Genomic DNA, 25,473 nt, shown 5'->3' on the forward strand with positions numbered 1-25,473 from the left:
ACGCTGAACCTGAACGCGCCCCTCAATACCGGCGGCTCATTCTGCCGCAGCACGTTCCTGCTCGACCAGGTAGTCAACCACAGACAGCACGGCCTCATGACCACCTGCCATGGAGGCGCTGACCACGTACTTGCCATTTACCAGCATAGTCGGTGTACCGGTGATGCGCGCGCCGCGGATCTTGGCCTGGGCCTGCTGAACCCGTGCACGAACACCGAAGCTGCGGTAGTTGTTGAGGAACTCCTCGGCATCAACACCGTGCCCGCTAACGAAATCCGCCAAAGCTTCGGGGGAATTCAGGGGGCGACGTTCGCCAGCCAGCGCCGTAAACAGGGCGTCATGCACCTTGTCCAGCTCGCCCATGGCCTCCAAAGCATAAAAGGCGTAAGCGTGAGGCTCCCAACTTTGACCCAGTGCTGCCGGCAGCTTCACGAAATTCACGTAGTCCGGCGCCTGATCAGCCCAGGACTCAACCAACGGCTTGAAGGTATAGCAGTGGGGGCAGCCATACCAGAACACTTCAGCAACTTCTACGCCTTCGTCGGATGCGGTGCGAACCGGATTATCCAGGGTGCGGTAATGGGTGTTCTCAACCCATGACTGAGCTTGCGCAACAGCACCAACCGCCATAGACAGCGCGAAAACAACAACTGTGCCTAGTGTTCTTATCATCGGGAATCTCCGAGTTCGATGTTCTGATGTGACCACGATTATGACCCAGCAAACCGGGAAAGTTCCACTGCCGGCCAGAAGGGAATGGTTACGGAAAGGTAAGCAGCAAAAACCCCGCCTTGGCGGGGTTTTTATAACTCGCTACAGAAGCCGGACTCAGTTAAGGCCGGAAACGTAGTTTGCCAAGGCCTTGATCTCAGCATCGGTCAGACGAGTAGCCACGTCCACCATGATGTTGGCGTTGGTGGTGCCTGCACGTTCGCCGTCACGGTAGGCTTTCAGCTGCTTCTCTACGTACTCGGCGGTCTGGCCGCCCAAGCGGGGGTAGCCCGCTGGCTCGTTGCCAGCACCGTTCGGACTATGGCAACCGGCACATGCGGCAACGCCGGAGGCCATATTACCGCCACGGAACAGCGCCTGGCCACGCTCAACCAGATCTGGATCTGCCTGACCAACAACCATCTCCTGATCGTTATAGTAGGCAGCCAGATCCCACAGATCCTGGTCAGACATGTTATCCAGCAAACCGGTCATTTCCGGAATCGAACGATCTCCGGTTTTAATATCGACCAGCTGTCGATACAGATATTTCTCGCCCAATCCGGACAACTTCGGATACACCGCCATGATCGGCTTGGCGCCGCCCTGGCCGTGACAGCTGGCACATACCGCTGCGTTCTGTTCACCCGCTGCCGGATCTCCTGCCCCGTGAGCCATTGCCGTCAGGCCAACTCCGAGAACAACTCCTGCGATCAGTCTTTTCATGCTCGCTCCGCTTCTCTCATCTTTGCATCTTGAAAGTATTCTTCGTTGTGCAGCCGGCAGGCGCCAATCTGTCTGGCTTTTCACCGGGGCTGACAGCGGCAACGCGCAGCGTCCCGCCGGAAATTGGTGTAGCATTATACATTAATCGCCGATAACTGAAATCCAAAGGAATACCAACCATCGTGGACCCTGATCTGACTCAAAAAAGCGTTTCGTTCAACAGTGCCCGTTTTCTGATCAGCGCGTCCAAACTGGACGAGTGCCCGCCAGACATCGGTGCCGAAGTTGCCTTCGCCGGGCGTTCCAATGCCGGCAAGTCCAGCGCGCTGAACGCCATTACTGCCAACGGCAAACTGGCCCGGACCAGTAAAACACCCGGCCGCACCCGGCTGATAAACTTTTTTACACTCAATAAAGAAAACATGCGCCTGGTCGACCTGCCCGGTTACGGCTACGCCAAGGTCTCCCGAGACATGAAAGACGACTGGCAACAGCATCTGGGGCATTACCTGAATGATCGCCGCTGCCTGCGAGGCCTGGTGCTGGTGATGGATATCCGGCACCCACTCACCGACTTCGACCAAATGATGGTGGAATGGTGCGAGCATAACAACCTGCCGTTGATGATTCTTGCCACCAAAGCCGACAAGCTGAAATTCGGGCAAGCGAAAACGGCCATGCTGGGCATTGCCCAGAAACTGAAACCCTTTGCGTGCGTTGCACACCTGATTATGTTTTCCGCCACCTCAAAACGAGGCGTGGATGAATGCCGGGAAGCATTGACAGACTGGCTGGAAGCGCCGGAATCGGAAACCCCCTGATGAAAAAACCGGCCTGCCATCAGACAGGCCGGTGAAACGTCAGGGTTTGCGACGTACCTGAGAACTCACTCAGGAGACGCAGGAAATGTCCGGTTTCCCACGTCACTACCTTTGAACGCGATCGCGGAAAAAAGTTCAATTTTTAACCAATCCCGACAGAAACCCCGGTTTCAGCCCGTGAGGACTCGCCGTTCTGCTCCGGATTTTCCGGCAGCGTTGGCCGATACTTTTCACGTAACGCCAGCACCTGCTCGCGATAATCCGGGGTCAGATAAGGCAATTCCAGAGTCAGCACCTGATAAATACCCTGCTTGAGTTCGGTCAGGGTGAGACTGGCAGGCTCGTCACTGGCGTGGGCTGTCTTCAGAAAAGCCATCCAGTTGGTGATCACCAGCCAGACGTTGAGCGACATGGCCGAACGTAGATCTTCCGGCTGCGGCTCGATGATACCCGCCTCCGCCAGCTTGCCGAAGATACGATTGATGGCAGCAAGGCATCGATTGGTGAATTCCCGGTAGTCCTGGCGCAGCCTGGTATCGCTGTCCAGCAGATATTCCAGGTCCCGGTGAAAGAAGCGGTAACTCCACAATCCGTCAAACACCGATTCCAGGTAAAAGGTCAGGTCGTCGAGCGTCAGCAGCCGATCCTCCGGAATATCGAGGTAATAATCCACCAGTTTTTCATACTCCTGGAAGATCTCGTAGATGATGTCGGACTTGTTCCGGAAGTGGTAATACAGGTTGCCCGGAGAAATCGCCAGGTGCGCGGCAATGTGATTGGTGGTGATGTTCCTTTCACCCCGCTCGTTAAACAACTCCAGACTGGATAGCAGAATCTTGTCTCTGGTTTTCATCGTCCCGCCAGTGATTGTTGTTATCTGCATCACGGATGGCCCGATGAGCCAACCGTCATTTCTTGACTGCCTAGAGTATATACTCTAATAATAGCCTCAAGTGCAAATCGTCCAGATTTTAGCCAACCAAAAACAACAGGCTCAGGGTATCGCCCGGCAGCCAATGGGGAGAGAAACATGGGAGCCACTGTCGTCCAGCTCACCGAGAGCAAAAAGCAGATTCAGCACACCCATCGCGTGTTTGAGGACCAGAAGAAGGCGTTCCGGAACAACCCGATGCCGTCTCTGACCGAACGCAAGGAGAATCTGAAACGGCTCAAGCATGCCTTGCTAAGCCATCAGGACCGCCTGGTAGAGGCCATTGACAGGGACTTCAGCTGCCGTTCCAAAGATGAAACCCTGATTGCCGAGGTAATGCCATCCATCCAGGGTATCAACTACACGCTCAAACATCTGAACGAGTGGATGAAACCGTCCAAGCGGCACGTTTCGGTGCTGTTCCAGCCCGCCAGCAACAAGGTGCATTACCAGCCCAAGGGTGTGGTAGGTGTGATCGTGCCCTGGAACTATCCGTTGTATCTGGCTGTCGGCCCACTGGTGGCGTCTCTGGCTGCCGGCAATCGCACCATGATCAAGATGTCGGAATTCACTCCGCACACCTCCGCACTGTTCAAGGAAATCATTGAATCCATGTTCCCGGAGGACCTGGTGTCGGTGATTACCGGCGAGGCGGACGTGGCCGCTGACTTCTCCCAGCGCCCCTTTGATCACCTGCTGTTCACCGGTTCCACCTCGGTAGGCAAACTGGTGATGCGCGCGGCCGCAGAAAACCTGACGCCGGTGACCCTGGAACTGGGCGGCAAGTCGCCTGCGATTGTGTCTCCGGATGTGCCGATGGAAGACGCGGCCCAGCGGATTGCTTTCGGTAAGGCATTTAATGCGGGCCAGACCTGTGTGGCACCGGATTACGTTCTGTGCCCGGCGGATCGGGTTCAGGGGTTTGTGGATGAGTTCCGCGCGAAGTTTGCGGAGATGTATCCAAGCCTGCGGGATAACGATGATTTCACGGCGATCATCAATGAGCGCCAGTACGATCGCCTGCAGAGCTATCTGGAGGACGCCCGGGCCAAGGGTGCGGAGCTGGTGGAGATCAATCCGGCCAATGAGAACATGAAGGACGGCACCCGGAAGATTCCGCTGACGCTGGTATTGAAAACCACGCCGGATATGAAGGTGATGCAGGATGAGATTTTCGGTCCGATTCTGCCGGTGGTGAGTTACGGCGGTCTGGAGGAAGCCGTGCATTACATCAATGATCGGCCGCGTCCGCTGGCGCTGTATTTCTTTGGCTATGACAAGTCGCATCAGCAGTTTGTGGTGGATAACACGCTGTCTGGCGGTATGTGTATCAACGATGCGTTGATGCATGTGGCGCAGGATGATCTGCCGTTTGGGGGCATCGGTGATTCCGGTATGGGTCATTACCATGGTAAGGAAGGGTTCCTGACCTTCTCCCATCATCGGGCGATCTTTACCAAGCAGAAGTTCAACAGCGGTAAGTTTGTCTATGCGCCGCACGGAACGGCGGCCCATCGGATGGTTTATAAGCTGTTTATTCGCTGAAGCCCCGCTCGCCCCAGCCTTCGGGTTGGGTGCGGGCCGGCAGATGGGATGCCTTTCCGGGACACGCCGTAAATACCCCTGCGGGGTCCGGCCGGCAATCATAGATTGCCGTCGTCAGTTTGTCGCATGAAGCTTCGCTTCATAATCGCTCGAACTGACCCATGTAGGCTTGAGCAAAACATCCCTGTTTTGCACAGTCTTGGAAAGACGCACCACACCCCAGCCACCGGCACAGTGCCTGCCGCCCTATAACAATAACGTTAAAAGAAGCCTCAACGATGACCACGCCTTCCCCGAAATACTGCCCTGAAGATCGACCGGAGCTTAGCCGACGCAGTTTCCTGAAAACCGGCCTCGGCGGCGCCATGTTCCTGAGCACCGTCAGTATGACCGCCGGCCTCACAGGCTGTGCTACGGCCCCCGCCGGGCGGGTAAGTGCCGTTGATTCCCGTATGGACGCCAGTTACCAGTTCGAGTTCTTGAGCCGGGATGATATTGCCCTGTTTGAGGCGCTGTTACCGGCGATGTTTGCCGGTGCACTGCCGGAGGAGCCGAATCAGCGGCAGCATGCGATTGCCGGGACCATTGAGCGGATTGATCAGGGCATTGTGATGTTCGGGCCGGCGAATCAGAAGGAGCTGCGCAAGCTGTTTGATCTGCTGAATTTCGCGCCCACCCGGATAACCCTGGCGCGGGTGTGGTCGGACTGGCCGTCAGTCAGTACTGAGAGTGCCGAGGCGTTTCTCAACCGGTGGCGGGATAGCCGGATTGGTCTGCTGAACAACGGCTACATCGCGCTGACCAAGATCAGTAACGTGGCGTTTTATGGCCACGACGCGCACTGGCACTTGTCTGGCTACCCCGGGCCACCCACCTGGGCGGTTGATGCCCTGCCCCAGTTCCACAACGCCTGACCCCATCGCAGATTACGGAGAGCAGTATGTCCATGAACGATCCTATCGCCCGGGGCCTGGCTTCTGGCTGGAATGTTACTGATGCCAGCAAACTGACCACCGATCAAACCGTGGAAGCGGATGTGGTGGTCATCGGCACCGGTGCCGGTGGCGGCACCACGGCGGAGATTCTGGCCCGGCAGGGGCTGTCGGTGATTCTGGTGGAAGAAGGCCGGCTGTATTACCAGAAAGACTTCAAGATGGATGAGCTGACGTCCTATGCCAGCCTGTATCAGGAAGGCATGAGCCGGGTCACCGCCGACGGCGCCATCGCCATTCTGCAGGGCCGCTGCGTGGGCGGTTCGACGACAGTGAACTGGACCAGCAGTTTCCGCACGCCAGACGAAACCCTCAATTACTGGAGCCAGAACCTGGGCTTGAGCGACCTGGCCCCGGACACCATGGCCCCGTGGTTCCAGGGCCGGGAAGAACGCCACACCATGGCGCCATGGGTAACACCACCAAACCTGAACAACGACATCCTCAAGCAAGGCTGTGAAAAGCTCGGCTACTCCTGGCAGGTGATCCCCCGGAACGTCAAAGGCTGCTGGAACCTGGGCTACTGCGGCGTCGGTTGCCCCACCAACGCCAAACAGGGCGCGCTGATGACCACCATCCCTGGCGCCCTGGACAACAACGCCCAACTGTTCCACGGACTGCGCGCCGACCGGCTGGTGATGAACCAGGACCGCATCGACCACCTGCAGGCCAGCGCCATGGGCCCGAACGGTGTCACGCCCTCCGGCGTCACCGTCACCCTCAAAGCCCGCCACTTCGTAGTCGCCGCCAGCGCCATCGGCTCCCCCGGGTTGCTGCTGCGTTCAGAACTGCCGGACCCCTACAAGCGCGTCGGCAAACGCTCATTCATTCACCCGGTCAACGCCACCGTCGCCCGCATGCCCGCCAAAGTTGATCCCTTCTACGGCGCGCCGCAGTCGATCTACTCCGACGAATTCAACTTCAAACACGGCGTCGACGGCCCGGTAGGCTACAAACTGGAAGTGCCGCCGCTACACCCGGCCATGGCCGCCGGCGTCGTCCCCGGCCACGGCCAGGAACAGAGAGACAACCTCGGCCAACTGCCCTGGATGCAATCCGTCATCGCCCTGCTGCGCGACGGCTTCCACGAAGACAGCCCCGGCGGCACCGTCAGCCTGCGGGACGACGGCAGCCCGGTACTGGACTACCCCATCACAGACTACCTCTGGCAAGGCATTCGCCAGGCCTACCTGGACATGGCCGAAATCCAGTTCGCCGCCGGCGCCGAAGCCGTCCAGGCCGTGCACCTGGACTCCGGCTGGTACACCAGCTGGACCCAGGCCAAAGACGCCATCAACCAACTCCCCATGAAACCCCACCGCGCCCGCCTGTTCACCGCCCACCAGATGGGCGGCTGCGGCATGGGTGCCGACTCGAAAAACTCCGTGGTCAACGGATTCGGCGAACACCACCAGGTAGCCAACCTGAGCATCCACGACGCGTCCATCTTCCCCACCAGCATCGGTGCGAATCCGCAGTTGTCGGTGTATGCATTGGCGGCAAGGAACAGTAACCGGTTGGCGCAGAAGTTGAGCGGGGCATAATTGGATTGCCGGAGCGGCATACGGATTGTCAGCTCGCATATGCAGTGCCTCCCCTCCCGGGAATGTCGAAGGCCAGGGATGGCCTGAGTCAAGCGCACATGGATGTGCTTGTAGCGTTTCCCGGGAGGGGAGGCACTGCATATGCATGGCACACAACTAAGACAGCGTTGAACAAGGCTCTGGACTACAGCCCACCAAAGGTTCCTGCTATCCTACGGCCCATCAACAAAAGGAGCTGTGCATGCCCAAAGTCATCTATCCAGGCACCTTCGACCCCATCACCAACGGCCACACCGACCTCATAGAACGCGCCGGCCGCATGTTCGACGAAATCGTCGTCGCTGTTGCCTACAACCCGAAGAAACAGCCCCTGCTCAACCTCGAAGAACGCTGCGAACTGGTCCGGCAAGCCACCACCCACCTCCCGAACGTCAGCGTCACCGGCTTCAGCAACCTGCTCGCCGACTTCGTACGGGAACAGAACGCCACCGTCATACTCCGCGGCCTGCGCGCAGTCTCCGACTTCGAGTACGAATTCCAGCTCGCCGACATGAACCGCCGCCTGGCACCGGAAGTGGAGAGCGTGTTCCTGACACCCGCCAACCACCTGTCGTACATCTCATCGACCCTGATCCGGGAAATCGCCTCGCTCGGTGGCGACATCTCCGAATTCGTCGACCCCGCAGTGGCAAATGCCCTGAAAGAGAAGTTCAGCAAGTCCTGAAGGGATTAAAGCAGTGGCGGCATCGGAATCTCGATGCCATTGATATCCAGAACCAGATCCTGCAGGCGGCCAGTCATGACCAGTTGGTCGCCGGCATCCACCAGCAACCCCTGTTTGATCAAGGGTGCCACCTGCATGCGCACGGCCGGATAGTTCTCAGCCAGGGCCAACGGCATGCGGAAGTCCAGCGCCCCGGTTAAGCCCTGCATCACCATCAGCATGTTGGCCCGTTCACTCTCAGACAACTCGGGATGGGACAGATCCAGGCTTCCCTGTACGGCTCCCTCTGGCGTATCCAGGCTCAACTCCCGGATGCCGGCGGAAAATCCGGCGGCCGCTAGCCCGCGAACCGAGTCGTTAAACCGCTGCATCAGGGCCATCTGCTGCTCGAACGCCGCCTGCGGGGATTGACCGGCCTGCGCCGCCATCAGCTGCATGTCGGTCATCACCGAACTGAACTCATTCCAGCTGGCAACATCAAGACCATCTACAGCGAACTCTATCCGGTGCGGGCCGAAGGTACCGTCATCAAAGACAACGGAGTCCAGCTCCAGGGCAATCGAGGAATCCAGTCGCTCGCCTTTTCGGTCTGCCTCGCTATGACTGCTCAGGGCGATACCGTTAAACGCCACGGGTGGCACCTGAGGACCCTGCATGGTCAAGGCATCAATAGTGACCGCACCGGCGCCGGTCCAGATATCACCGGATAACCAGGCAAGGCTCTGCTCCATGTGCACGTTTTCAATGGTGACATTCATCTCCGGCCCGGACAGCACCACCGCCGGCCAGACCACCAGCATGTCGGCTTTTTCACCCAAACGGCCAATATCAATCCGTGCCAGACCACCGCTGCTGCGCAAAACACCACCACCGTGTGGCTCGCTGATCTCGATAGCAGGGGCCTGCAATTCCAGCGTGGCGGAACCCCAAACCCGGGTTTCCAGTGTCAGTTTTGGTTCGTCGTTGGGGAACCAGCCTGCCCCCTCCGGCTGCCAGCCTTCCGTAGGTCTGAAATTCAAGTGGCTGCCAGTAATGCCGTGAGAAACCTGAACCTCAAAATCTATGCGGTTACTCTCGCCCGTGGCCGGGTCCAGAAAGGTGGCTGTGCCAGACACTTCGGAGCTCATCACACCGCGCCGGTACCGATCGGTTTCCATGCGCAGGAATGGCTGGGCATTGTTGACTTCCTCGGTCGCATTCAGCCAATGTTGCTCAGTCAGATAGCCTACGCCCCAGGGGGCTACGCCAGCCACTACCAGTATCGCCGTGCCGGCGATGGTCCAACGTTTAAGATTCAAGGTTCCAATCCTGTTGTGTTTTTATTTCCTGCTGGCCGGGGCCAGCGTATTAATTCGGTTTAGAGGTTAACCGGTCCAGCAACACCAGCTGCGAAGCCAGGCGCTCCTCACCTTCTTCTGGCTGATTCTGTAGATAACTGCCATCAGACTGCAATACCCAGGACTGGCAGTTATCTGAAAGATAGGTATCCAGATCCTCGGTCACCCGCTCGATCAGCGCCGGCTCTTCGATCGGGAAGGCGGTCTCAACCCGGCTCAGCAGGTTCCGCTCCATACCATCGGCGCTGGAACAGTAAACGTCGGGTTTGCCGTTGTTGCCGAAGTAATATACCCGGGTATGCTCCAGAAAGCGCCCGATGATGGACCGCACCCGGATATTTTCTGACAGGCCCGGCACCTGGGGACGCAAGCAGCAGATACCACGAATGATCAGATCAATACTGGCACCGGCCTGGGACGCCCGGTACAGGGCTTTGATCACCTGCGGCTCGGTCAGGGCGTTGAACTTGAAGATAATCCGCCCGTTCTCCCCAAGCCCGGCTTCCCGCTCTATCAGACTGATCAGGCGATTGTGCAGGGTGAAGGGGGCGTGAAACAACTTCTTGATCTTCAATGCCTTGCCCATGCCGGTCAGCTGCTGGAACAGCTTGTTGACATCGTCACCGATGGATTCGTCGCAGGTCATGAAGCTGTAATCGGTGTACAGCCGGGCGTTACCGGCATGGTAGTTACCGGTACCCAGGTGCACATAACGGCGCAGCCGGCCTTCTTCCCGGCGCACAATCAGGATCATCTTGGCGTGGGTTTTGTAGCCCACCACGCCGTATACCACAATAACCCCCGCCTCCTGCAGACGGCTTGCCAGCTCCAGGTTTTCTGCCTCGCTGAACCGGGCCCGCAGCTCAATAACGGCGGTCACTTCCTTACCCCGTCGGGCGGCATCCGCCAACGCCTCGACAATTTCGGAGTCGGCTCCGGTGCGGTACAGGGTCTGGCGGATCGCCAGCACATGGGGATCTTTCGCCGCCTGACGCAGCAGGTCGACCACCGGGCTGAAGTTTTCATAGGGATGCAATAACAGCAAGGGCCGCTTGCGGATGGCATCAAACATGGATTCCTTGCTGCGAATCTGGCGCGGAATCGAGGGTGAAAAACTGGAATAGGTCAGGTCGGGGCGATCCACCAGGCTGCCAACGGCCATCAGACGGGTCAGGTTGACCGGCCCATGCACCTGATACAGATCCCGCTCGGTCAGACCGAACTCCCGCAACAGAAACTGCACCAACTCCTCCGGGCAGTTGTCGGCCACCTCCAAACGCACTCCGTCACCAAACCGGCGACTCAACAATTCGCCGCGCAGGGCCGAGGCCAGGTCTTCCAGGTCGTCTTCCAGCTCAAGGTCAGCGTTACGGGTCAACCGGAACTGGTAGCAGCCTTTCACTTCCATGCCCGGGAACAACTCGTCCGCATGGGCATGGATCATTGATGACAGAAACACCAGGTTGTCGCCGCCGTCACAGACGTCATCCGGCAGCCGAACCAGGCGAGGCAAGGAGCGGGGGGCGGGCACAATGGCCATGCCGGTTTCCCGACCGAAGGCGTCTTTGCCATCGAGTTCAACGATGAAGTTGAGGCTCTTGTTCACCAAGCGTGGGAACGGGTGCGACGGATCCAGCCCGATGGGGCTGACCACCGGTAATATCTCTTCCTCGAAGTAGTTCCGCACCCACTCTGCCTGGGCCGGCGTCCACTCACGGCGCCGGACAAAGTGAATGTTCTCTTTCTCCAGCTCGGGGATCAGCACGTTATTGATGATGTCGTACTGCTCGTGGATGTAGTCGTGGGCCACCCGGCTGATCTCCGCCAGCACCTGGTCTGGCTGCATGCCGTCCACGCCCACGGTCTCCCGACCGTACTTCATTTGCTGGCGCAGGCCCGCCACCCGGATTTCAAAGAACTCGTCCATGTTGCTGCTAAAAATGCAGCAGAAGATCAACCGGTTGATCAGCGGATGAGTGGTATCCAGCGCCTGCTTCAACACCCGGTAGTTGAACTGAAGCTGACTCAGCTCGCGGTTGAAATAGTTTTCACTGGCGTCCAGATTGATGTCTTCACCCACCGGCGGTACATCTACCGGCGCAGGCACACTCTGGTCACTGATCTCTGCGGTTTGCGCATTCTCGGTTGTCATTACTCTTTATATCCATGGTTATTTCGGGCGCCTTCAAGCCCCTCTATGCCCGCGAACGATCCCTCATCAGTCTCGCCGCGCGCACTGCAAAATAGGTCAGGATGCCGTCAGCACCGGCACGGCGCATGGCCATCAGGCTCTCCATCATCACCGCATCGCCATCCAGCCATCCGTTCTGCGCAGCGGCCATATGCATGGCGTACTCGCCACTCACCTGATAGACAAACGTGGGCACCTGCAGTTCGGTTTTCACCCGGTGCACAATATCCAGATAAGGCATGCCCGGTTTAATCATCACCATATCGGCACCCTCGGCCAGATCCATCGCCACTTCATGAATGGCTTCGTCACTGTTGGCCGGATCCATCTGATACGTCGCCTTGTCGGCCTTGCCCAGGTTGGCGGCAGAACCGACCGCATCCCGGAACGGGCCGTAATAGCTGGAGGCATACTTGGCAGAGTAGGCCAGAATCCGGGTATTCACATAACCGGCACCTTCCAGGGCATCGCGGATAGCCGCCACGCGACCGTCCATCATATCTGAAGGGGCAACCACATCAGCCCCCGCATCGGCATGGGACAACGCCTGGTTCACCAGAGCTTCAACGGTGACATCGTTCAACACATAACCGTTATGATCAATAATGCCATCCTGGCCATGGGTGGTGAACGGGTCCAGGGCAACGTCGGTGATCACGCCCAGTTCCGGCTGAGCTTTCTTCAGGGCACGAACCGCCCGCTGAGCCAGACCGTCCGAATCCCAGGCACCCGAGCCAGACAGATTCTTCCTCTCAGCAGGGACGACCGGAAACAGCGCCACCGCCGGAATGCCCAGCTCCACCAGTTCCGCAGCCTGCTCCACCAGAAGATCGACGCTCAGGCGCTCCACCCCCGGCATGGACGGCACCGCCTCACGCTGGTTCTCGCCTTCAAGCACAAACACCGGGTAGATCAGGTTATCAGGCGACAGCTGACTTTCCCGAACCAGTCGGCGGGAAAAATCACTGGCGCGGTTACGACGCAAACGGGTCGACGGATAGGCTCGGCTTGAGATCGGCGGGCGCTGTTTGGACACGGATAACCTCCTGAATATGGATGGCCTTGGAAAGTGATGACATCATACACCCCAGAGGCCACGCATTGCAGGTTTGAGCCCAGTGTGCCGTTGACCGATGACAATCCAGTGACAAAAAACGGACGGCCCTGCCTCAGGATGACAGTCGCCGCCCGCCAACGAAGGGAATCAGATGGATCGGTTGTTAAACCCTACTTCCACCTTGCGTGGGGAGTCCGCACGGAAGGTGGTGTCCACCTCCTGTATCCGACCGCCACTTTGCAGGAATGCTTCGATATCAGCCTGCAACTGGGCCCTGACCCGTGCCCTGCCGGCAATGGAATGGTTATCGTCACTGTCGCTGGTCCAGTTACCGGACTGCTCCAGATTGCTTTCGTCGAATTCACTCATGGTATTTTCTCCATCAACGAAAACAGAACTACAAGTACTGTTGGCTCTACGCCTGACAGCACCCCGTCTCGACCGCCGGCCGCCTGCGGCCCCGTCTTGGCGTCTTTATAATCCGGTTTTGGTGACGACGCTATTTCCTGACAACCACTTTTTTGTAACTTTTTGTATCCAATCTCAAGCCCATGATTTTAAAGATGTCTTGTATGACAAAACAAACAACTGCAAATTGACACAAAGAATGAACCATGATTCACTACTTGTAAGGAGCCGGCATGGCCTATCGTGAAACCGAAAAGATGCGCGAACGGAAAGCCCGGGCACGCCAGAACATCATCGAGCGCACCTGGGAATGTGTCGCTGAAGGTGGCTTCCGAAGCGCCCGCATCACCCGGATTGCCGGCCTGGCCGGCGTCGCCACTGGCACCATCTATCGGCATTTCGAGTCCCGCGAGGACCTTTTTGCCGAAATCTTCCGGTTGGCCACCCAGCGGGAAGTCGACAAGGTGGCCGAAGCGCTCAACGTATCCGGGAACGCCGTTGAACGCCTCGACAACGCCTTGAGGAAATTTGCCCAGAGGGCCCTCAAAGGCCCCATGAAAGCCTGGGCCCTGATCGCCGAACCGGTGGATCCGAAGGTAGAAGAAGAGCGACTGGTTTACCGAAAGGCTTACGCCAGCCTGTTTGAACAAGCGATCCGGGATGGCATAGCCGAAGGCTGCATACCGAACCAGAACGCACGGCTCGCCAGTACCTGCCTGGTGGGCGCGATATCAGAATCCCTGGTGGGGCCCCTGTCACCAACCCAGACAGACATACCGCCGGGGCAAGACAACAACGAAGATGAGCTGGTCAACACCATCGTCTGCTTCTGCATACGGGGGTTGACCGGCACCAGGAGCTAACCATGAACAGCCCGCAGCGCAAGACCGAGTCCACCGCCGACAACCGCTACCTGTCGGCCACCCACGAGGTGATCAACCAGCCACGACCGCTGGAGAACTACAACCTCTACGAACAGGACACCGCGCTGCGGGAGGCGGTACTGCGAGAGGGCGCCGGCTTCGCCAACGACGACCTGAGTCAGTTTGGCGCCTGGGCCGGCCAGGCGGATACCATTGACCTGGGCAACCAGGCCAACGCCAACAAACCCTCCTTCCGCACCCACGATCGCTACGGCCACCGGGTAGACGAAGTTACGTTCCACCCGGCCTACCACGAACTCATGCGAGTGGCCCTGGAGAACGGCCTGCACAGCTCACCCTGGACCAACCCCGGCAAGGGCGCCCACGTCGCCCGCGCCGCCAAATACTACCTGCACTCCCAGGTAGAAGCGGCGCACTGCTGCCCGATCACCATGACTTTCGCGGCCATCCCGTCGATCCAGAACCAGCCAGACCTGGCCAAACTCTGGGCCCCGAAAATCCTGGCCAACGAATACGACAGCCGCAACGTACCAGACACCGACAAAACCTCCGTGACCATCGGCATGGCCATGACCGAGAAACAGGGCGGCAGTGACGTACGTGCCAACACCACCGTGGCCTACCCGACAGGCCAGGAAGGCCCGGGCCAGCCCTACGAACTGGTCGGCCACAAATGGTTTGTCTCTGCCCCCATGTGCGACGCCTTCCTGGTCCTGGCCCAGACCACCAGTGGCCTGTCCTGCTTCCTGATGCCCAGATGGCGCCCGGACGGCACAAAGAACCCCTGGCAGGTACAGCAGCTGAAAAACAAAATGGGCAACGTCGCCAACGCCTCCAGCGAAGTGGAAATCCGCGGTGCCCTGGCGTGGATGGTCGGTGAAGAAGGCCGCGGCGTAAGAACCATCATCGAAATGGTCGCCATGACCCGCTTCGACTGCATGATCGGCAGCGCCGCCGGCATGCGCCAGGCCGTCGCCCAGGCCAGCCACCACTGCCACAACCGCAGCGCCTTCGGCGCAACCCTCAGCGACCAGCCGCTGATGCAGAACGTCCTGGCCGACCTGATCATCGAAAACGAAGCCGCCCTCGCCTACACCATGCGCATAGCCCGGGCGATGGACAACCAGAACAACGAACACGAACGCCTGCTGGCCCGCCTGGCCACCCCCGTGGGTAAATACTGGATCTGCAAACGCACCCCCAATCACGCCTACGAAGCCATGGAATGCATCGGCGGCAGCGGCGTGATGGAAGACTGCATCATGCCAAGACTGTTCCGGGAATCCCCGGTTAACGCCATCTGGGAAGGCAGCGGCAACGTCCAATGCCTCGACACCCTCCGCGCCCTGCAGAAAGAACCCGAAACCCTGGACGCCTTCTTCAAAGAAGCCGCCGAAGCCCGTGGCACCGACCGCCGCTTCGACCAGTTCCTGGCCCAGCTCCAGCACGACTTCGCCGACATCAGCGACTTCCAGTACCGGGCCCGCAACCTCGTCGACCGCATGGCCCTGACCATGCAAGGCTCCCTGCTGCTGCGCTTCGGTGACAAACACGTCGCCGACGCCTTCTGCGCCTCCCGCCTGCAATCCGGCGGCGGCATGAACTACGGCAACCTGCCCTCCGGCACCAACCCGGCGGCGATTATCAAACGGGCGACGCCTGTAGTAGGCTAGGGGAAGAATTCGTCAGCTCGCCATTTCACCCCACAGAGGCGGACGAGCAAAGACTCCCCGTAGAAAGTCCGGGAAGCGGTGAGGGTGGGCTGTTCAAAACCTTGCGGAGCCATGGATGGCGGAGCAGAGCGTACAAGGACGTATCCACAGCGTGTTTTGAACAGCCCACCCTCACCGGTTCCTGCACCAAACGAGCCAGACCAAACATGTCAGAAGCCCTGAGAAAACTGCTCAAAGAAGGCAAAAACCCACAACAGCACCAGGACATCACCCCCCACGTAGGCGTCCTCACCCTACACTTCCAGCTCTACGCCTGCGAAGACCTCAAAGCCAAACGCAAAGCCTTCACCGCCATGAAAGCCATCTGGGGCAAAGAGCCCGACCTCGCCGTCGCCGAAACCGCCGACCACGACGCCCTCGACTGCGCCACCTGGACCATCGCCGCCCTCGGCGCCAGCGCCCAGCAAATCACCCAGCGCCTCGACCAGATTGAAAAAGACATCCAGGACCGCATCGACGCCGCCATCCTCGACGTCCACCGGGAAATCCTCTGACCCCAACAGAGGCCAAAATCCCCATGGCCCTCGAGGCATAGCGTCATTCCTGTTCAGGCCTTATACTACCGCCCCTCAGGGAATACATGACCTGCAAGCACGCAGGCTATACTACGAGTGTCGGGCAACGCCCGGCTTCGTCCGCCGGGTTTCCGGAACCGACCTTGCGGATAACCACTGAAAGAAGTGTGTGGCTCTATGACCGGAAAGAAAAAATCCGCCCAGGCCTCCGTTGAGGCCATGTATCGCGTATTCACGGTGCCCGAGGCGCCGGAATCCACCCTGAGCCGCATCGACCAGAACATCTCCCGGAACCTGGCGGGCTTCCTCCAGGAACACATCGTCGCCGTTGAACGCGACCTGAGCGATGTCGAAAAGAACTTCGCCGACTCCGTGATTCCGGAAAAGCCGGTATTCGTCTCCGAACAGGCCCAATTCCTGCTCGACAAACTGGTGGCCAACTCGGTGCACACCGCCTCACCGGCATTCATCGGCCACATGACCTCGGCACTGCCCTACTTCATGCTGCCGCTGTCCAAAATCATGATTGCCCTGAACCAGAACCTGGTAAAAACCGAAACCTCCAAAGCCTTCACCCCGCTGGAGCGCCAGGTACTGGGCATGATTCACCGGCTGGTATACCAGCAGGACGGCTCCTTCTACCGCAAATGGATGCACGATCCCCGGCACGCCCTGGGCGCCATGTGCTCCGGCGGCACCGTTGCCAACCTCACCGCCCTGTGGGTCGCCCGCAACCGCGCCTTCCCCGCCGAAGGCAGCTTCCGCGGTCTGCACGAAGAAGGCCTGTTCCGGGCACTGAGGTATTACGGCTGCGAAGGCGCCGCCATCGTTGTCTCCAAGCGCGGCCACTATTCCCTGCGCAAAGCCGCCGACGTACTCGGCCTGGGCCGCGACGCCCTGGTGCCGGTGGAAACCGACGAATTCAACCGCATCCAGCCCGATGCCCTGCGGGACAAATGCCTGGAACTGCAGAAACAGAAAATCAAAGTCATGGCCATCTGCGGCGTGGCCGGCACCACCGAAACCGGCAACGTCGACCCGCTGGACGCCATGGCCGACATCGCCCGGGAATTCGGCGCCCACTTCCACGTCGACGCCGCCTGGGGCGGGCCAACCCTGTTCTCCCGCACCCACAAACACCTGCTGCGCGGCATCGAGAAAGCCGACTCGGTCACCTTCGACGCCCACAAACAACTCTACGTACCCATGGGCGCCGGCCTGGTGGTCTTCAAAGACCCCAGCCTCGCCAGCGCGGTAGAACACCACGCCCAGTACATCATCCGGAAAGGCTCCCGGGATCTCGGCAGCACCACCCTGGAAGGCTCCCGCCCGGGCATGGCCATGCTGATTCACTCCGGCCTGAAAATCCTCGCAAGAGAAGGCTACGAAATCCTCATCGACCAGGGCATAGACAAAGCCAAAACCTTTGCCAACATGATCGATGAACAACCGGATTTCGAACTGGTCACCCGGCCGGAACTGAACATCCTGACCTACCGCTATTGCCCGGAAGACGTACGCCAGGCACTGGCCATGGCCGACGAACTACAGGCAGAGAAAATGAACACCTGCCTGAACCGAATCACCAAATTCATCCAGAAAACCCAGCGGGAGCGGGGCAAGGCATTCGTCTCCCGAACCCGACTGGAGCCTGCCCGCTACTACCACTTCCCGTGCATCGTCTTCCGAGTGGTCCTGGCCAACCCGTTAACAACACCGGACATTCTGGAAGATATTCTCAGGGAGCAGAGGGAGCTGTCGAAGGAAGACGGCATTGCCGATGAGATTGAAATCCTGCATCAGATGGCCGAGGCAGTATTAAAACAGAACAGGAAAGAAGTCCGACAGGCCTAGCGCTTCCTGAATACAACCCCGCAGTGTGGGGCGGGGCTTGCGGGAGCCCTTTCCAAAACCTTGCGGAGCCAGTCGGCGCCCCGCAAGGGGATGGGGAGCTTCTCCCAAAACACGCTGTGAATACGTCCCTGTACGCTCTGCTCCGCCATCCATGGCTCCGCAAGGTTTTGGGAGAAGCTCCCCATCCCCTTGCTCAGAGTTCGTCATTCAACACCGGGGATTGATCAGTAAAGCGCCTCTTCGTCATCCAGCACCTCGTGCAGGATCTCCAGAAACATCTTATCCGCCTCACTCCAGTTCTCCGGAATCCGGATGGTGGTATTGGCACTGATCTCGCGGGCGATCAACTCATCGGAGTTGGGCTGCCCCTTGTATTTGCGGGCAATATCCATGGATTTGACCGCAATCGTCGGCTCGCTCATCACTTTCTTGATGAACACCCGCAACTCTTCAATCATCTTGGCCTGACGGCTCTCGGAAGATGAACTCATTCCTGACTCCCCGATTATGGATAGCGTTAAAGCAAAGCGGCCCGTTCAGGGCCTGATGCCCATAGTATGGCCAATCCGCGGGGCGGTAACCAGCCCCGCATAAGCCGTCAGATCATCAAACCACGCAGGGCGAAGAACAGGAACGCCGCCATCAGGGCAGACGCCGGCACAGTGATGATCCACGCTGCAGCAATCCGGAACAGGTGCGAGCGCTTAACCATTTCTTCCTTGTAGATCTTCTTCAGGCGCTTGCGTTCAGACTTGGACAGCGGCACCTGATCCTTCTTTTTCTTGGCCTGCTTCAGCAGATTCTCCATTTCCTCGACAGAGGCATTGCGGAAATCATCCAGGAACGGCTTCAGTCGCTCCTGCTCCGCCGGATCATGGTGCTCCATGATCTTGTGCAACTGGGTGGCATAGTTGGATTTCAGGTATTCCCGCAGGAAACCAACCCCGAATACGCCACCAATGGCAATATGGGTGGAGCTGACCGGCAGCCCCAACTGGGAAGCAAGGATAACGGTGAGTGCTGCAGACAAGGCAATACAGAACGCACGGGTTTTATCCAGCTCGGTGATTTCGCTGCCGACCGTCTTGATCAGGCGTGGGCCAAACAGCATCAGGCCCACCGCAAGACCCAGAGCACCGACCAACATCACCCAAAGCGGGATGCTGGCCGAGGTGACCACACCGCCACCGGCCTGGATGGCATCATTAATGGCCGCCAGCGGACCAATGGCATTGGCCACGTCGTTGGCGCCGTGCGCGAAACTCAGCAGCGCAGCGGCAAAGATCAACGGCCAGGTGAACAGTGCGTTCACGCCGTCGGTGCTGTTTTCCATGGTCGCCGCCTTGCGACCGACCAGCGTTCGCATGATGAAAAACACTACCGTCGCCACGGCCAGGCCAATCAAGGCCGACTGAGTGAAGTCCAGTTTCACCAGCTTGCTCATACCTTTGATCATCAGGTAAGTGCCGAAGGCCCACGCCATGATGGCCACCAGCCAGGGCACAAAGGTACGGGCCGCTGACACCAGGTTCTTCTGGTACAGCACCGTCTTTTTAATCACAAACAGGAACAAGGCCGCCAGGGCGCCACCCAGTACCGGGGAAATAACCCAACTGGCAACGATCTTGCTCATCACCGACCAATCGGCGATGGCCCAGCCGCCAGCGGCAATACCGGCCCCCAGAACGCCTCCAACTATCGAGTGGGTGGTGGACACGGGCGCGCCCATCCAGGTGGCCAGGTTCAGCCACAGGGCGCCAGCCAGCAAGGCTGCGGTCATCAGCCAGACAAAGGCTCTCGGGTCATCTAGGTTGGTGGGATCAATAATGCCGCCCTTAATGGTTGAAACCACATCGCCCCCGGCAATGATCGCGCCACCGGCTTCAAACACCGCCGCAAGCAAAACAGCGCCGCCGAGCGACAGGGCACCCGAACCGACCGCCGGGCCGACGTTGTTGGCGACGTCATTGGCGCCGATGTTGATGGCCATGTAACCGCCAATAACAGCCGCCGCCATCAACAGCATATTATTGGGCAGGCCCTGGCTAAAGGAGCCAACCACAAGCCAGACGATAAGCAGGAACAGAACACTCAGGCCGACCCGATACCGTTCCGTGGCGGGGCTGGTGAGGAGGGTATCCAGAAAGTTGCTGGAGCGGGCCATAATCAATGTCATCTCTTGTGAGCTGAATGAACATCGGGCAGTCATGCCACGGGGGGCAAACTATAAAATTTTTGCCATAAAATTGAAACAAAACTGACACGCAAGGCAGGCGTCACATTCCCGTAAAGAGGGACTGCAAATGCTACATAATTTGGCGCATACTTCCGGAAAGAGCGTCAAAAAACGATAAAAACGCCCATGACCCACGACACCCTAGCCGACCACGCCAGCTCCCGGGAACAGGAAGAGCGGCAAATCTCCCGCTTGCTCAATGGCCTGTCCGTGATGGCCGTCGTGTTTCTGGCGGGTATTGGCACCAAGGCCTGGTATGCGGAGCACCCGGTTCATGCCTGGGTGCTCTGGCTGTTCATTGTTCCTGTTGCGTTCAACATGATCTGGTACGCCTGGACGCGGGATCGGGTTGTTCAGAAGGCCGGCCTGCTGACCACCGTTGGGCTCCTGTTCGCCTACCTCCTGGCGTCAGGCGGCGAGGGCAACACCGGGCCTTTGTGGTTCTATGTATTCCCTCCGCTGCTTTTTTACCTGACCAGTCTGAAAGGCGGGACTGCTATTCTGCTGTTCTGCTATCTCTTGGCGATCATCGTCTTCCAGTTTCCGGGGCTACCCCTGGTGACCGCGGAATACTCCACCGACTTCAAAATTCGCTTCTTTGCCACCCTGACCTTTGAATCCATTTTCTGCTTTGTACTGGAAGCGGGGCGCCTGCGGGCCCGGAACAGGCTCCTGGCGCTGGCCAAAACCCATGAACGTGCAGCCCGCACCGACGAGCTGACCGGACTGGCCAACCGTCGGGAAATGCAGAACCGGCTGGATACCGAGTTCTCCCGTTTCAAACGCGCTGGCCACCATTTCTCTGTGGTGCTGATTGACCTGGACCTGTTCAAACGCATCAACGACGACCATGGCCACAACGCTGGCGACGCGGTGCTCCGTCAGTTCGCCGACCTTACCAATACCGTGGTGCGACAATCCGACCTGGCCGCCCGCTGGGGCGGGGAAGAATTTCTCCTGCTACTTCCAGACACCAGCCTGCTGCAAGCCCTGGCATTGGCCGAGCGGCTTCGGGCAGAGGTAGCCAGCACACAGTTTCAATATCAGGGCGAGACGCTGCCAGTCACCATCAGTGCCGGAGTCTGTTCCATTTCCAAGGCGGGTTCGGTGAATGAATTACTCAAACAGGCTGATATCCAGTTGTACAACGCCAAAGATGCGGGCAGGAACCGTATCGCGCCCCGGGTAAGAAGCCAGGGCATCACGGAGTCAACAGAAACCCGGGCTTGAGCCTGCGGGACACCATCGCTATGATCAGCCCCGGTTGGCCAGGGGGCCGAAGTCCTGACAAATATAGGTGGTGACATGGCAGCAATTCGAGTTCTGGTGGGCAGTGTTTATGGTGGCGCCCTGCTGACGGCCCGCAAGATTCGCGAGGAACTGGAAACCGACGGGCACCAGGTGGTCGTGTTGGAAAGCCCTCAGCTTGATGACATCACCACCAATGACGACGCCCTTCTGGTTTGCACCTCCACCACCGGGCAAGGCGAGATACCGGCCAACCTGCTGCCTTTTTACCTGGACCTGAGGGAACAACTGCCTCAGCAGCCCGGCCGGCCGTTCGGTATCATTGTGCTGGGCGACAGTTCCTACGGAGACACTTTCTGCGGTGCCGGCGATTTGATCGAAGAAGCGTTTTACGAAACCGGCGCCCGCAAGGTAGGCGATTCCCTGAGAGTGGATGCCCTGGAAACCATGGACCCGGAATCCGAGGCCGTGCCCTGGGCAAAAAACTGGGTTAACGGGATTTGACCAATCTTTACACAAGTTACCAAATCTACGAACCGTGATGCTTGAGCCGCCTCCGGCGACAGGCCATACTCGTCAGCATAACGACAATAACGGTAACCTGTGACTCTGATGAACCCGGCTAAGCTTCTGGCCCTGCTGTTTCTGTTGGTAACGCTGCCGCTGAACGCCCAGCCGGCCGAGCCCTCGTACATCCCAGACATGGAATACCTGCGGCTGACGCCAGACACCAGTCTGTCCCCCCAACAGGCCCTGGCCTCGGACGATTGGCAGGTATTGCCGGAGAAAACCCCCAATTTCGGCTACATCCGAGACCACATCTGGCTTCGCTTTCCAGTCAGCAATCCGGAACTCATCACCCTGCTGGAAATCAGCTACCCACAGCTTGATCACATTGATTTTTACCTGATCCAAGACGGCGATATCGTCCGCCATGACAGCACCGGCGATCAGAAACCGTTCCGGGAGCGGCCAGTTCAGCACCCTCACTTCCTGTTCCCGTTCCAGCTGCAACCGGAGAGCGCCTACCAGATCCTGCTACGTGTAGAAACCCAGGGCGCCATGCAGATTCCCCTGAAGCTCTGGAACAGCCGCAGTTATTTCGAGAAAGCCTCTGTCGCAAGCCAGCTGCACGCCGGTTACTACGGCATTCTGATTACCGTTATCTGCTTCAATCTGTTTGTGTTTCTGGCACTGAGGGAACCGGTCTACCTACTTTATGTGTTATCCACCCTCGGTTACCTGATCCTTGTAGGCAGCCTGAACGGCATCACCTATCAGTTACTGTGGCCAAACCTCCCAGCCATACAGAACCGGGCCATGCTGCTGACCGTGCCGTTTGCTATGGTCTTCACCCTCCTGTTCTCACGCTCGTTCCTGAGACTGAAACGGTCCAGCCCAGGGCTTGACCGGCTGATTCTGCTAACCATTACCCTCAATGTTCTGATGGCGGTCATCACCTTCTTCACCGATTACAGCACCGGCAGCCGCCTGACGGTTGCACTCGCCATTCCCAGCTGCCTGCTGTTGACGGTGGTGGGACCGCTCCAATGGGTTCGCGGCAATCCCCAGGCGGTCTACTACACCCTGGCCTGGGGCGCTCTAACCCTGGGCAGTGCTATTACCGCAGCCAACAAGTATGGCCTGATCCCCACCAACTTCATCACCGCCTACGGCATGCAAATAGGCTCCGCACTGGAGGCCATTCTGCTAAGCCTGGCACTGGCGGTACGTATTTACCGGGAACGCCAGGACAAGGTTCTGGCCCGGGAAGCCGAGTTGAGGGCACTGGAAGCCCGGCGTTCAGCCGAGCTGCGGCTGATGGACCAGGCCCTGCACCACCCACTGACAGGCCTCCCCAATCGCAGCAGCTTCGAAATGAAACTGAGTGAGCTCACCCACTCGAATGACCGCAAACGCTATGGCGTGGTGATTATTCACCTCAACAACCTGAACTCGGTGACCAAGACCCTGGGCCATCGCAACAGCGATCGCATCCTGGAGCTCGCGTCCAAGCATTACAATGCGGTGATTCGGGATGTACCGGGCGCCATTGCCATTGAGCAGAGCGACGTCCGAAACTTTTACGTGGCCAGCCTGGACCCGCAAACCTTTGCCTTCCTGGTTGATGCCAGCGAAGCCGAAGCTGCCACCCGGGCGGTGCTGCGAAGCATTGAGGAAGTCCGTTACCCGGTTGATTTCCTGGGTATGCAGGTGCCACTAGCGCCGCAACTCGGGGTGGCGATTTATCCCGAACACGGCACAGACGCCAACACTCTTATTCGGCGCGCGGTGATTGCCGAAGGCTCTGACCGTGCCCGGGACCGGGGGATTGCCTACTATAAGCCGTCCCGGGATTCCTACAGTGCAGAACGACTGACTCTGGTATCTGAGCTCCGACACGCCATCGACAACAACACGCTGGCGCTGTATCTACAACCCAAGTTGTCGCTCAAGTCCGGCCAGATCGTCGGATATGAAGCCCTGATCCGCTGGCCAGACCGCGAACAACCGGTCGCACCGGACCAGCTCATTGCCCTGGCGGAGCAAAGCGGGCTGATCAAGCCCCTGACCCGCTGGGTACTGCAGGAAGCCCTGCACATGCGCAGCCGGTTACTGGAGCTGGGCTTCGACGCAGGCATAGCGGTTAATATCTCGCCCAACAACCTCCGGGAGCCGGATTTCGCGGTATTCGTTCAGCGCCTGATGCAGAGCTTTCACTCCCATATGGGTGCCATTACCTTTGAGGTAACGGAAACCTCGATGATGCAAGACCCTGTGAACTCTCTGAAAGCACTCAATGCCCTGAACGCGGCAGGTATACCCCTGTCCATCGACGACTTCGGCTCCGGGTACTCTTCACTGTCGTACATCAAACAGCTGCCGGCCAGTGAGATCAAAATCGACCGGTCACTGATTACCGAACTGTCGCATCGGGAGGAAGACCGGGTGATCGTGCGGACCACCATCGATATGTGTCACAGCCTGGGCTACACGGTGGTTGCGGAGGGGGTTGAGGATGACGAAACGCTGCGCCTGCTGGAAGACATGGGCTGCGACCTGATTCAGGGGTACATTCTGACCAGGCCGCTGCCCTTTGACGGGATGATTGACTGGATGTCTGGTCAGCCCAGGCGCTCGCGAATCAGCGCTTCCTGAGTCGTTGACGCCACCAGCACGCCGTCCCGGGTAAAGAAGTTGCCCCGATTAAACCCCCGCGCACCGGACGCGCTGGGGCTGTCCTTGTCATACAGCAGCCAGTCGTCCATGCGAAAATCCCGGTGGAACCAGATAGCGTGGTCCAGGCTGGCCACCTGCATCCCCTTGCTCATAAACGTTCGGCCATGGGGGTTCAGCGACGTACCGAGAAAGGTGAAATCGGAGGCGTAGGTCAACAGGCACCGGTGCAACACCGGATCGTCCGGAAGGGGCCCAGCCGCCCGGAACCAGTTCTGCCGATGGGGCGGGCGTTTCTCTGGCTTGAACGGATTCATTGGATTGACCGGGCGGATTTCAATCGGACGATCCTTGGTCATCACATCCCGCAGTTTTTCCGGTAACTTTTCTGCGATCATCTTGCCCCAGTCCTGCTCGGAACGCAGTGACTCAGGTTCTGGTGCCTCAGGCATCTCCAACTGGTGATCCAGCCCCGGTTCGGTCACCTGGAACGACATGGAGCCGGTCAGAATTTCCTTGCCATCCTGGCGGGCAATCACACGACGCACCGAGAAGGTGCCGCCATCACGCACCCTCTGCACCTCATAATCAATCGGCATGCTGTGGTTGCCCGGGCGCAGAAAATAGGCATGCAACGAATGGCACAGCCGGTCCTCGACGGTGCGACTGGCTGCCATCAGGGCCTGCCCCAGCACCTGACCACCAAACACATGGGGGAATCCCAGGTCTTCGCTTTCACCCTGAAAATGATCATCACCGATGGGGGACAAGTCCAACAGCTCCACCAGCTTACGGGTTACCTCTAGCATGCCTGCTCCTGTGTTTTGTTAGCTCACGAA

Annotated in this window: 22 protein-coding genes; 12 read left to right on the top strand and 10 right to left on the bottom strand. The window is 58.7% G+C overall.

What is annotated here, in order from left to right:
• Positions 1–36 precede the first annotated feature (36 nt).
• On the bottom strand, positions 37–672 hold the full coding sequence (locus QUE75_RS17880) for a thiol:disulfide interchange protein DsbA/DsbL (RefSeq protein WP_106693972.1): 636 nt from the start codon (positions 670–672) through the stop codon (positions 37–39).
• 156 nt (positions 673–828) lie between these two features.
• Positions 829–1,437, bottom strand: a complete 609-nt coding sequence (locus tag QUE75_RS17885) for a c-type cytochrome (protein ID WP_286252189.1) — start codon at positions 1,435–1,437, stop codon at positions 829–831.
• Between the two features lie 182 nt (positions 1,438–1,619).
• Between QUE75_RS17885 and yihA the strand changes: the two genes are divergently transcribed.
• The gene (yihA, locus tag QUE75_RS17890) at positions 1,620–2,258 is read left to right on the top strand and encodes a ribosome biogenesis GTP-binding protein YihA/YsxC (RefSeq protein WP_061330825.1); all 639 of its coding nucleotides are present in this window, start codon (positions 1,620–1,622) and stop codon (positions 2,256–2,258) included.
• A 142-nt stretch (positions 2,259–2,400) separates the two neighbouring features.
• On the opposite strand, the gene QUE75_RS17895 is transcribed toward yihA, so the two are convergent.
• Positions 2,401–3,111, bottom strand: a complete 711-nt coding sequence (locus QUE75_RS17895; protein WP_072676133.1) for a TetR/AcrR family transcriptional regulator — start codon at positions 3,109–3,111, stop codon at positions 2,401–2,403.
• Positions 3,112–3,288: 177 nt separating this feature from the next.
• Between QUE75_RS17895 and QUE75_RS17900 the strand changes: the two genes are divergently transcribed.
• The 4 genes from QUE75_RS17900 (at position 3,289) to coaD (ending at position 7,994) form a co-directional block, all read left to right on the top strand.
• The gene (locus QUE75_RS17900) at positions 3,289–4,734 is read left to right on the top strand and encodes a coniferyl aldehyde dehydrogenase (protein WP_286252194.1); all 1,446 of its coding nucleotides are present in this window, start codon (positions 3,289–3,291) and stop codon (positions 4,732–4,734) included.
• Between the two features lie 278 nt (positions 4,735–5,012).
• Positions 5,013–5,648 carry a hypothetical protein gene (locus QUE75_RS17905; RefSeq protein ID WP_061330828.1) on the top strand — a complete coding sequence of 212 codons (636 nt, stop codon included), beginning with the start codon at positions 5,013–5,015 and terminating at the stop codon, positions 5,646–5,648.
• 26 nt (positions 5,649–5,674) lie between these two features.
• Entirely contained in the window at positions 5,675–7,270 is a 1,596-nt protein-coding gene (locus QUE75_RS17910; protein WP_286252196.1) for a GMC family oxidoreductase, read from the top strand.
• A 241-nt stretch (positions 7,271–7,511) separates the two neighbouring features.
• A complete protein-coding gene (gene coaD / locus QUE75_RS17915) occupies positions 7,512–7,994 on the top strand; it encodes a pantetheine-phosphate adenylyltransferase (protein ID WP_061330830.1) in 483 nt (160 codons plus the stop codon).
• 5 nt (positions 7,995–7,999) lie between these two features.
• Here coaD and QUE75_RS17920 read toward each other — a convergent pair whose 3' ends face one another.
• From QUE75_RS17920 to QUE75_RS17935, 4 genes are all read right to left on the bottom strand, one after another.
• Entirely contained in the window at positions 8,000–9,292 is a 1,293-nt protein-coding gene (locus QUE75_RS17920; protein ID WP_061330831.1) for a DUF945 family protein, read from the bottom strand.
• A 49-nt stretch (positions 9,293–9,341) separates the two neighbouring features.
• Positions 9,342–11,483 (bottom strand): polyphosphate kinase 1, encoded by a 2,142-nt coding sequence (ppk1, locus tag QUE75_RS17925; protein WP_061330832.1) that lies wholly within the window; start codon positions 11,481–11,483, stop codon positions 9,342–9,344.
• A 43-nt stretch (positions 11,484–11,526) separates the two neighbouring features.
• Complete coding sequence (gene hemB / locus QUE75_RS17930; protein ID WP_171039992.1) at positions 11,527–12,558, bottom strand: porphobilinogen synthase; 1,032 nt, start codon at positions 12,556–12,558, stop codon at positions 11,527–11,529.
• Positions 12,559–12,726: 168 nt separating this feature from the next.
• Positions 12,727–12,948, bottom strand: a complete 222-nt coding sequence (locus QUE75_RS17935) for a hypothetical protein (protein WP_061330833.1) — start codon at positions 12,946–12,948, stop codon at positions 12,727–12,729.
• A 272-nt stretch (positions 12,949–13,220) separates the two neighbouring features.
• Here QUE75_RS17935 and QUE75_RS17940 point away from each other — a divergent pair, with 272 nt between their 5' ends.
• From QUE75_RS17940 to panP, 4 genes are all read left to right on the top strand, one after another.
• Entirely contained in the window at positions 13,221–13,850 is a 630-nt protein-coding gene (locus tag QUE75_RS17940; protein ID WP_061330834.1) for a TetR/AcrR family transcriptional regulator, read from the top strand.
• Between the two features lie 2 nt (positions 13,851–13,852).
• Positions 13,853–15,544, top strand: a complete 1,692-nt coding sequence (locus QUE75_RS17945; RefSeq protein WP_286252204.1) for an isovaleryl-CoA dehydrogenase — start codon at positions 13,853–13,855, stop codon at positions 15,542–15,544.
• Between the two features lie 206 nt (positions 15,545–15,750).
• The gene (locus QUE75_RS17950) at positions 15,751–16,098 is read left to right on the top strand and encodes a DUF503 domain-containing protein (protein WP_061330836.1); all 348 of its coding nucleotides are present in this window, start codon (positions 15,751–15,753) and stop codon (positions 16,096–16,098) included.
• A 198-nt stretch (positions 16,099–16,296) separates the two neighbouring features.
• Entirely contained in the window at positions 16,297–17,973 is a 1,677-nt protein-coding gene (panP, locus tag QUE75_RS17955; RefSeq protein WP_286252208.1) for a pyridoxal-dependent aspartate 1-decarboxylase PanP, read from the top strand.
• Between the two features lie 224 nt (positions 17,974–18,197).
• Here panP and QUE75_RS17960 read toward each other — a convergent pair whose 3' ends face one another.
• Together QUE75_RS17960 and QUE75_RS17965 are read right to left on the bottom strand one after the other, a co-directional pair.
• Complete coding sequence (locus tag QUE75_RS17960; RefSeq protein WP_058091522.1) at positions 18,198–18,464, bottom strand: hypothetical protein; 267 nt, start codon at positions 18,462–18,464, stop codon at positions 18,198–18,200.
• A 107-nt stretch (positions 18,465–18,571) separates the two neighbouring features.
• Positions 18,572–20,137 carry an inorganic phosphate transporter gene (locus QUE75_RS17965; RefSeq protein WP_286252211.1) on the bottom strand — a complete coding sequence of 522 codons (1,566 nt, stop codon included), beginning with the start codon at positions 20,135–20,137 and terminating at the stop codon, positions 18,572–18,574.
• Positions 20,138–20,335: 198 nt separating this feature from the next.
• On the opposite strand from QUE75_RS17965, the gene QUE75_RS17970 reads away from it, so the two are divergent.
• The 3 genes from QUE75_RS17970 to QUE75_RS17980 all read left to right on the top strand — a co-directional run bounded on the left by QUE75_RS17970 (position 20,336) and on the right by QUE75_RS17980 (position 24,616).
• Positions 20,336–21,439: a GGDEF domain-containing protein gene (locus tag QUE75_RS17970; RefSeq protein WP_286252213.1), complete on the top strand. Its 1,104-nt coding sequence runs from the start codon at positions 20,336–20,338 to the stop codon at positions 21,437–21,439.
• A gap of 75 nt (positions 21,440–21,514) precedes the next feature.
• Entirely contained in the window at positions 21,515–21,961 is a 447-nt protein-coding gene (locus tag QUE75_RS17975) for a flavodoxin (protein WP_286252214.1), read from the top strand.
• Positions 21,962–22,069: 108 nt separating this feature from the next.
• Positions 22,070–24,616 carry an EAL domain-containing protein gene (locus QUE75_RS17980; protein ID WP_286252215.1) on the top strand — a complete coding sequence of 849 codons (2,547 nt, stop codon included), beginning with the start codon at positions 22,070–22,072 and terminating at the stop codon, positions 24,614–24,616.
• Here the strand turns inward: QUE75_RS17980 and tesB are convergent.
• On the bottom strand, positions 24,583–25,443 hold the full coding sequence (tesB, locus tag QUE75_RS17985) for an acyl-CoA thioesterase II (protein WP_061330841.1): 861 nt from the start codon (positions 25,441–25,443) through the stop codon (positions 24,583–24,585). The two genes, QUE75_RS17980 and tesB, sit on opposite strands and share 34 nt — an antisense overlap.
• Positions 25,444–25,473 lie beyond the last annotated feature (30 nt).

It is taken from the genome of Marinobacter shengliensis, from assembly GCF_030297115.1.
Lineage (GTDB): Bacteria > Pseudomonadota > Gammaproteobacteria > Pseudomonadales > Oleiphilaceae > Marinobacter > Marinobacter shengliensis.

Bases quoted from the DNA above. Each gene is read 5' to 3' on its own strand.
- QUE75_RS17935 (WP_061330833.1), bottom strand. From the start codon at position 12,948: ATGAGTGAATTCGACGAAAGCAATCTGGAGCAGTCCGGTAACTGGACC.
- QUE75_RS17965 (WP_286252211.1), bottom strand. From the start codon at position 20,137: ATGGCCCGCTCCAGCAACTTTCTGGATACCCTCCTCACCAGCCCCGCC.
- QUE75_RS17910 (WP_286252196.1), top strand. From the start codon at position 5,675: ATGTCCATGAACGATCCTATCGCCCGGGGCCTGGCTTCTGGCTGGAAT.
- QUE75_RS17940 (WP_061330834.1), top strand. From the start codon at position 13,221: ATGGCCTATCGTGAAACCGAAAAGATGCGCGAACGGAAAGCCCGGGCA.
- tesB (WP_061330841.1), bottom strand. From the start codon at position 25,443: ATGCTAGAGGTAACCCGTAAGCTGGTGGAGCTGTTGGACTTGTCCCCC.
- QUE75_RS17895 (WP_072676133.1), bottom strand. From the start codon at position 3,111: ATGAAAACCAGAGACAAGATTCTGCTATCCAGTCTGGAGTTGTTTAAC.
- QUE75_RS17975 (WP_286252214.1), top strand. From the start codon at position 21,515: ATGGCAGCAATTCGAGTTCTGGTGGGCAGTGTTTATGGTGGCGCCCTG.
- QUE75_RS17900 (WP_286252194.1), top strand. From the start codon at position 3,289: ATGGGAGCCACTGTCGTCCAGCTCACCGAGAGCAAAAAGCAGATTCAG.
- QUE75_RS17950 (WP_061330836.1), top strand. From the start codon at position 15,751: ATGTCAGAAGCCCTGAGAAAACTGCTCAAAGAAGGCAAAAACCCACAA.
- ppk1 (WP_061330832.1), bottom strand. From the start codon at position 11,483: ATGACAACCGAGAATGCGCAAACCGCAGAGATCAGTGACCAGAGTGTG.
- QUE75_RS17905 (WP_061330828.1), top strand. From the start codon at position 5,013: ATGACCACGCCTTCCCCGAAATACTGCCCTGAAGATCGACCGGAGCTT.
- QUE75_RS17960 (WP_058091522.1), bottom strand. From the start codon at position 18,464: ATGAGTTCATCTTCCGAGAGCCGTCAGGCCAAGATGATTGAAGAGTTG.
- QUE75_RS17880 (WP_106693972.1), bottom strand. From the start codon at position 672: ATGATAAGAACACTAGGCACAGTTGTTGTTTTCGCGCTGTCTATGGCG.
- coaD (WP_061330830.1), top strand. From the start codon at position 7,512: ATGCCCAAAGTCATCTATCCAGGCACCTTCGACCCCATCACCAACGGC.
- QUE75_RS17970 (WP_286252213.1), top strand. From the start codon at position 20,336: ATGACCCACGACACCCTAGCCGACCACGCCAGCTCCCGGGAACAGGAA.
- QUE75_RS17945 (WP_286252204.1), top strand. From the start codon at position 13,853: ATGAACAGCCCGCAGCGCAAGACCGAGTCCACCGCCGACAACCGCTAC.
- panP (WP_286252208.1), top strand. From the start codon at position 16,297: ATGACCGGAAAGAAAAAATCCGCCCAGGCCTCCGTTGAGGCCATGTAT.
- QUE75_RS17980 (WP_286252215.1), top strand. From the start codon at position 22,070: ATGAACCCGGCTAAGCTTCTGGCCCTGCTGTTTCTGTTGGTAACGCTG.
- QUE75_RS17885 (WP_286252189.1), bottom strand. From the start codon at position 1,437: ATGAAAAGACTGATCGCAGGAGTTGTTCTCGGAGTTGGCCTGACGGCA.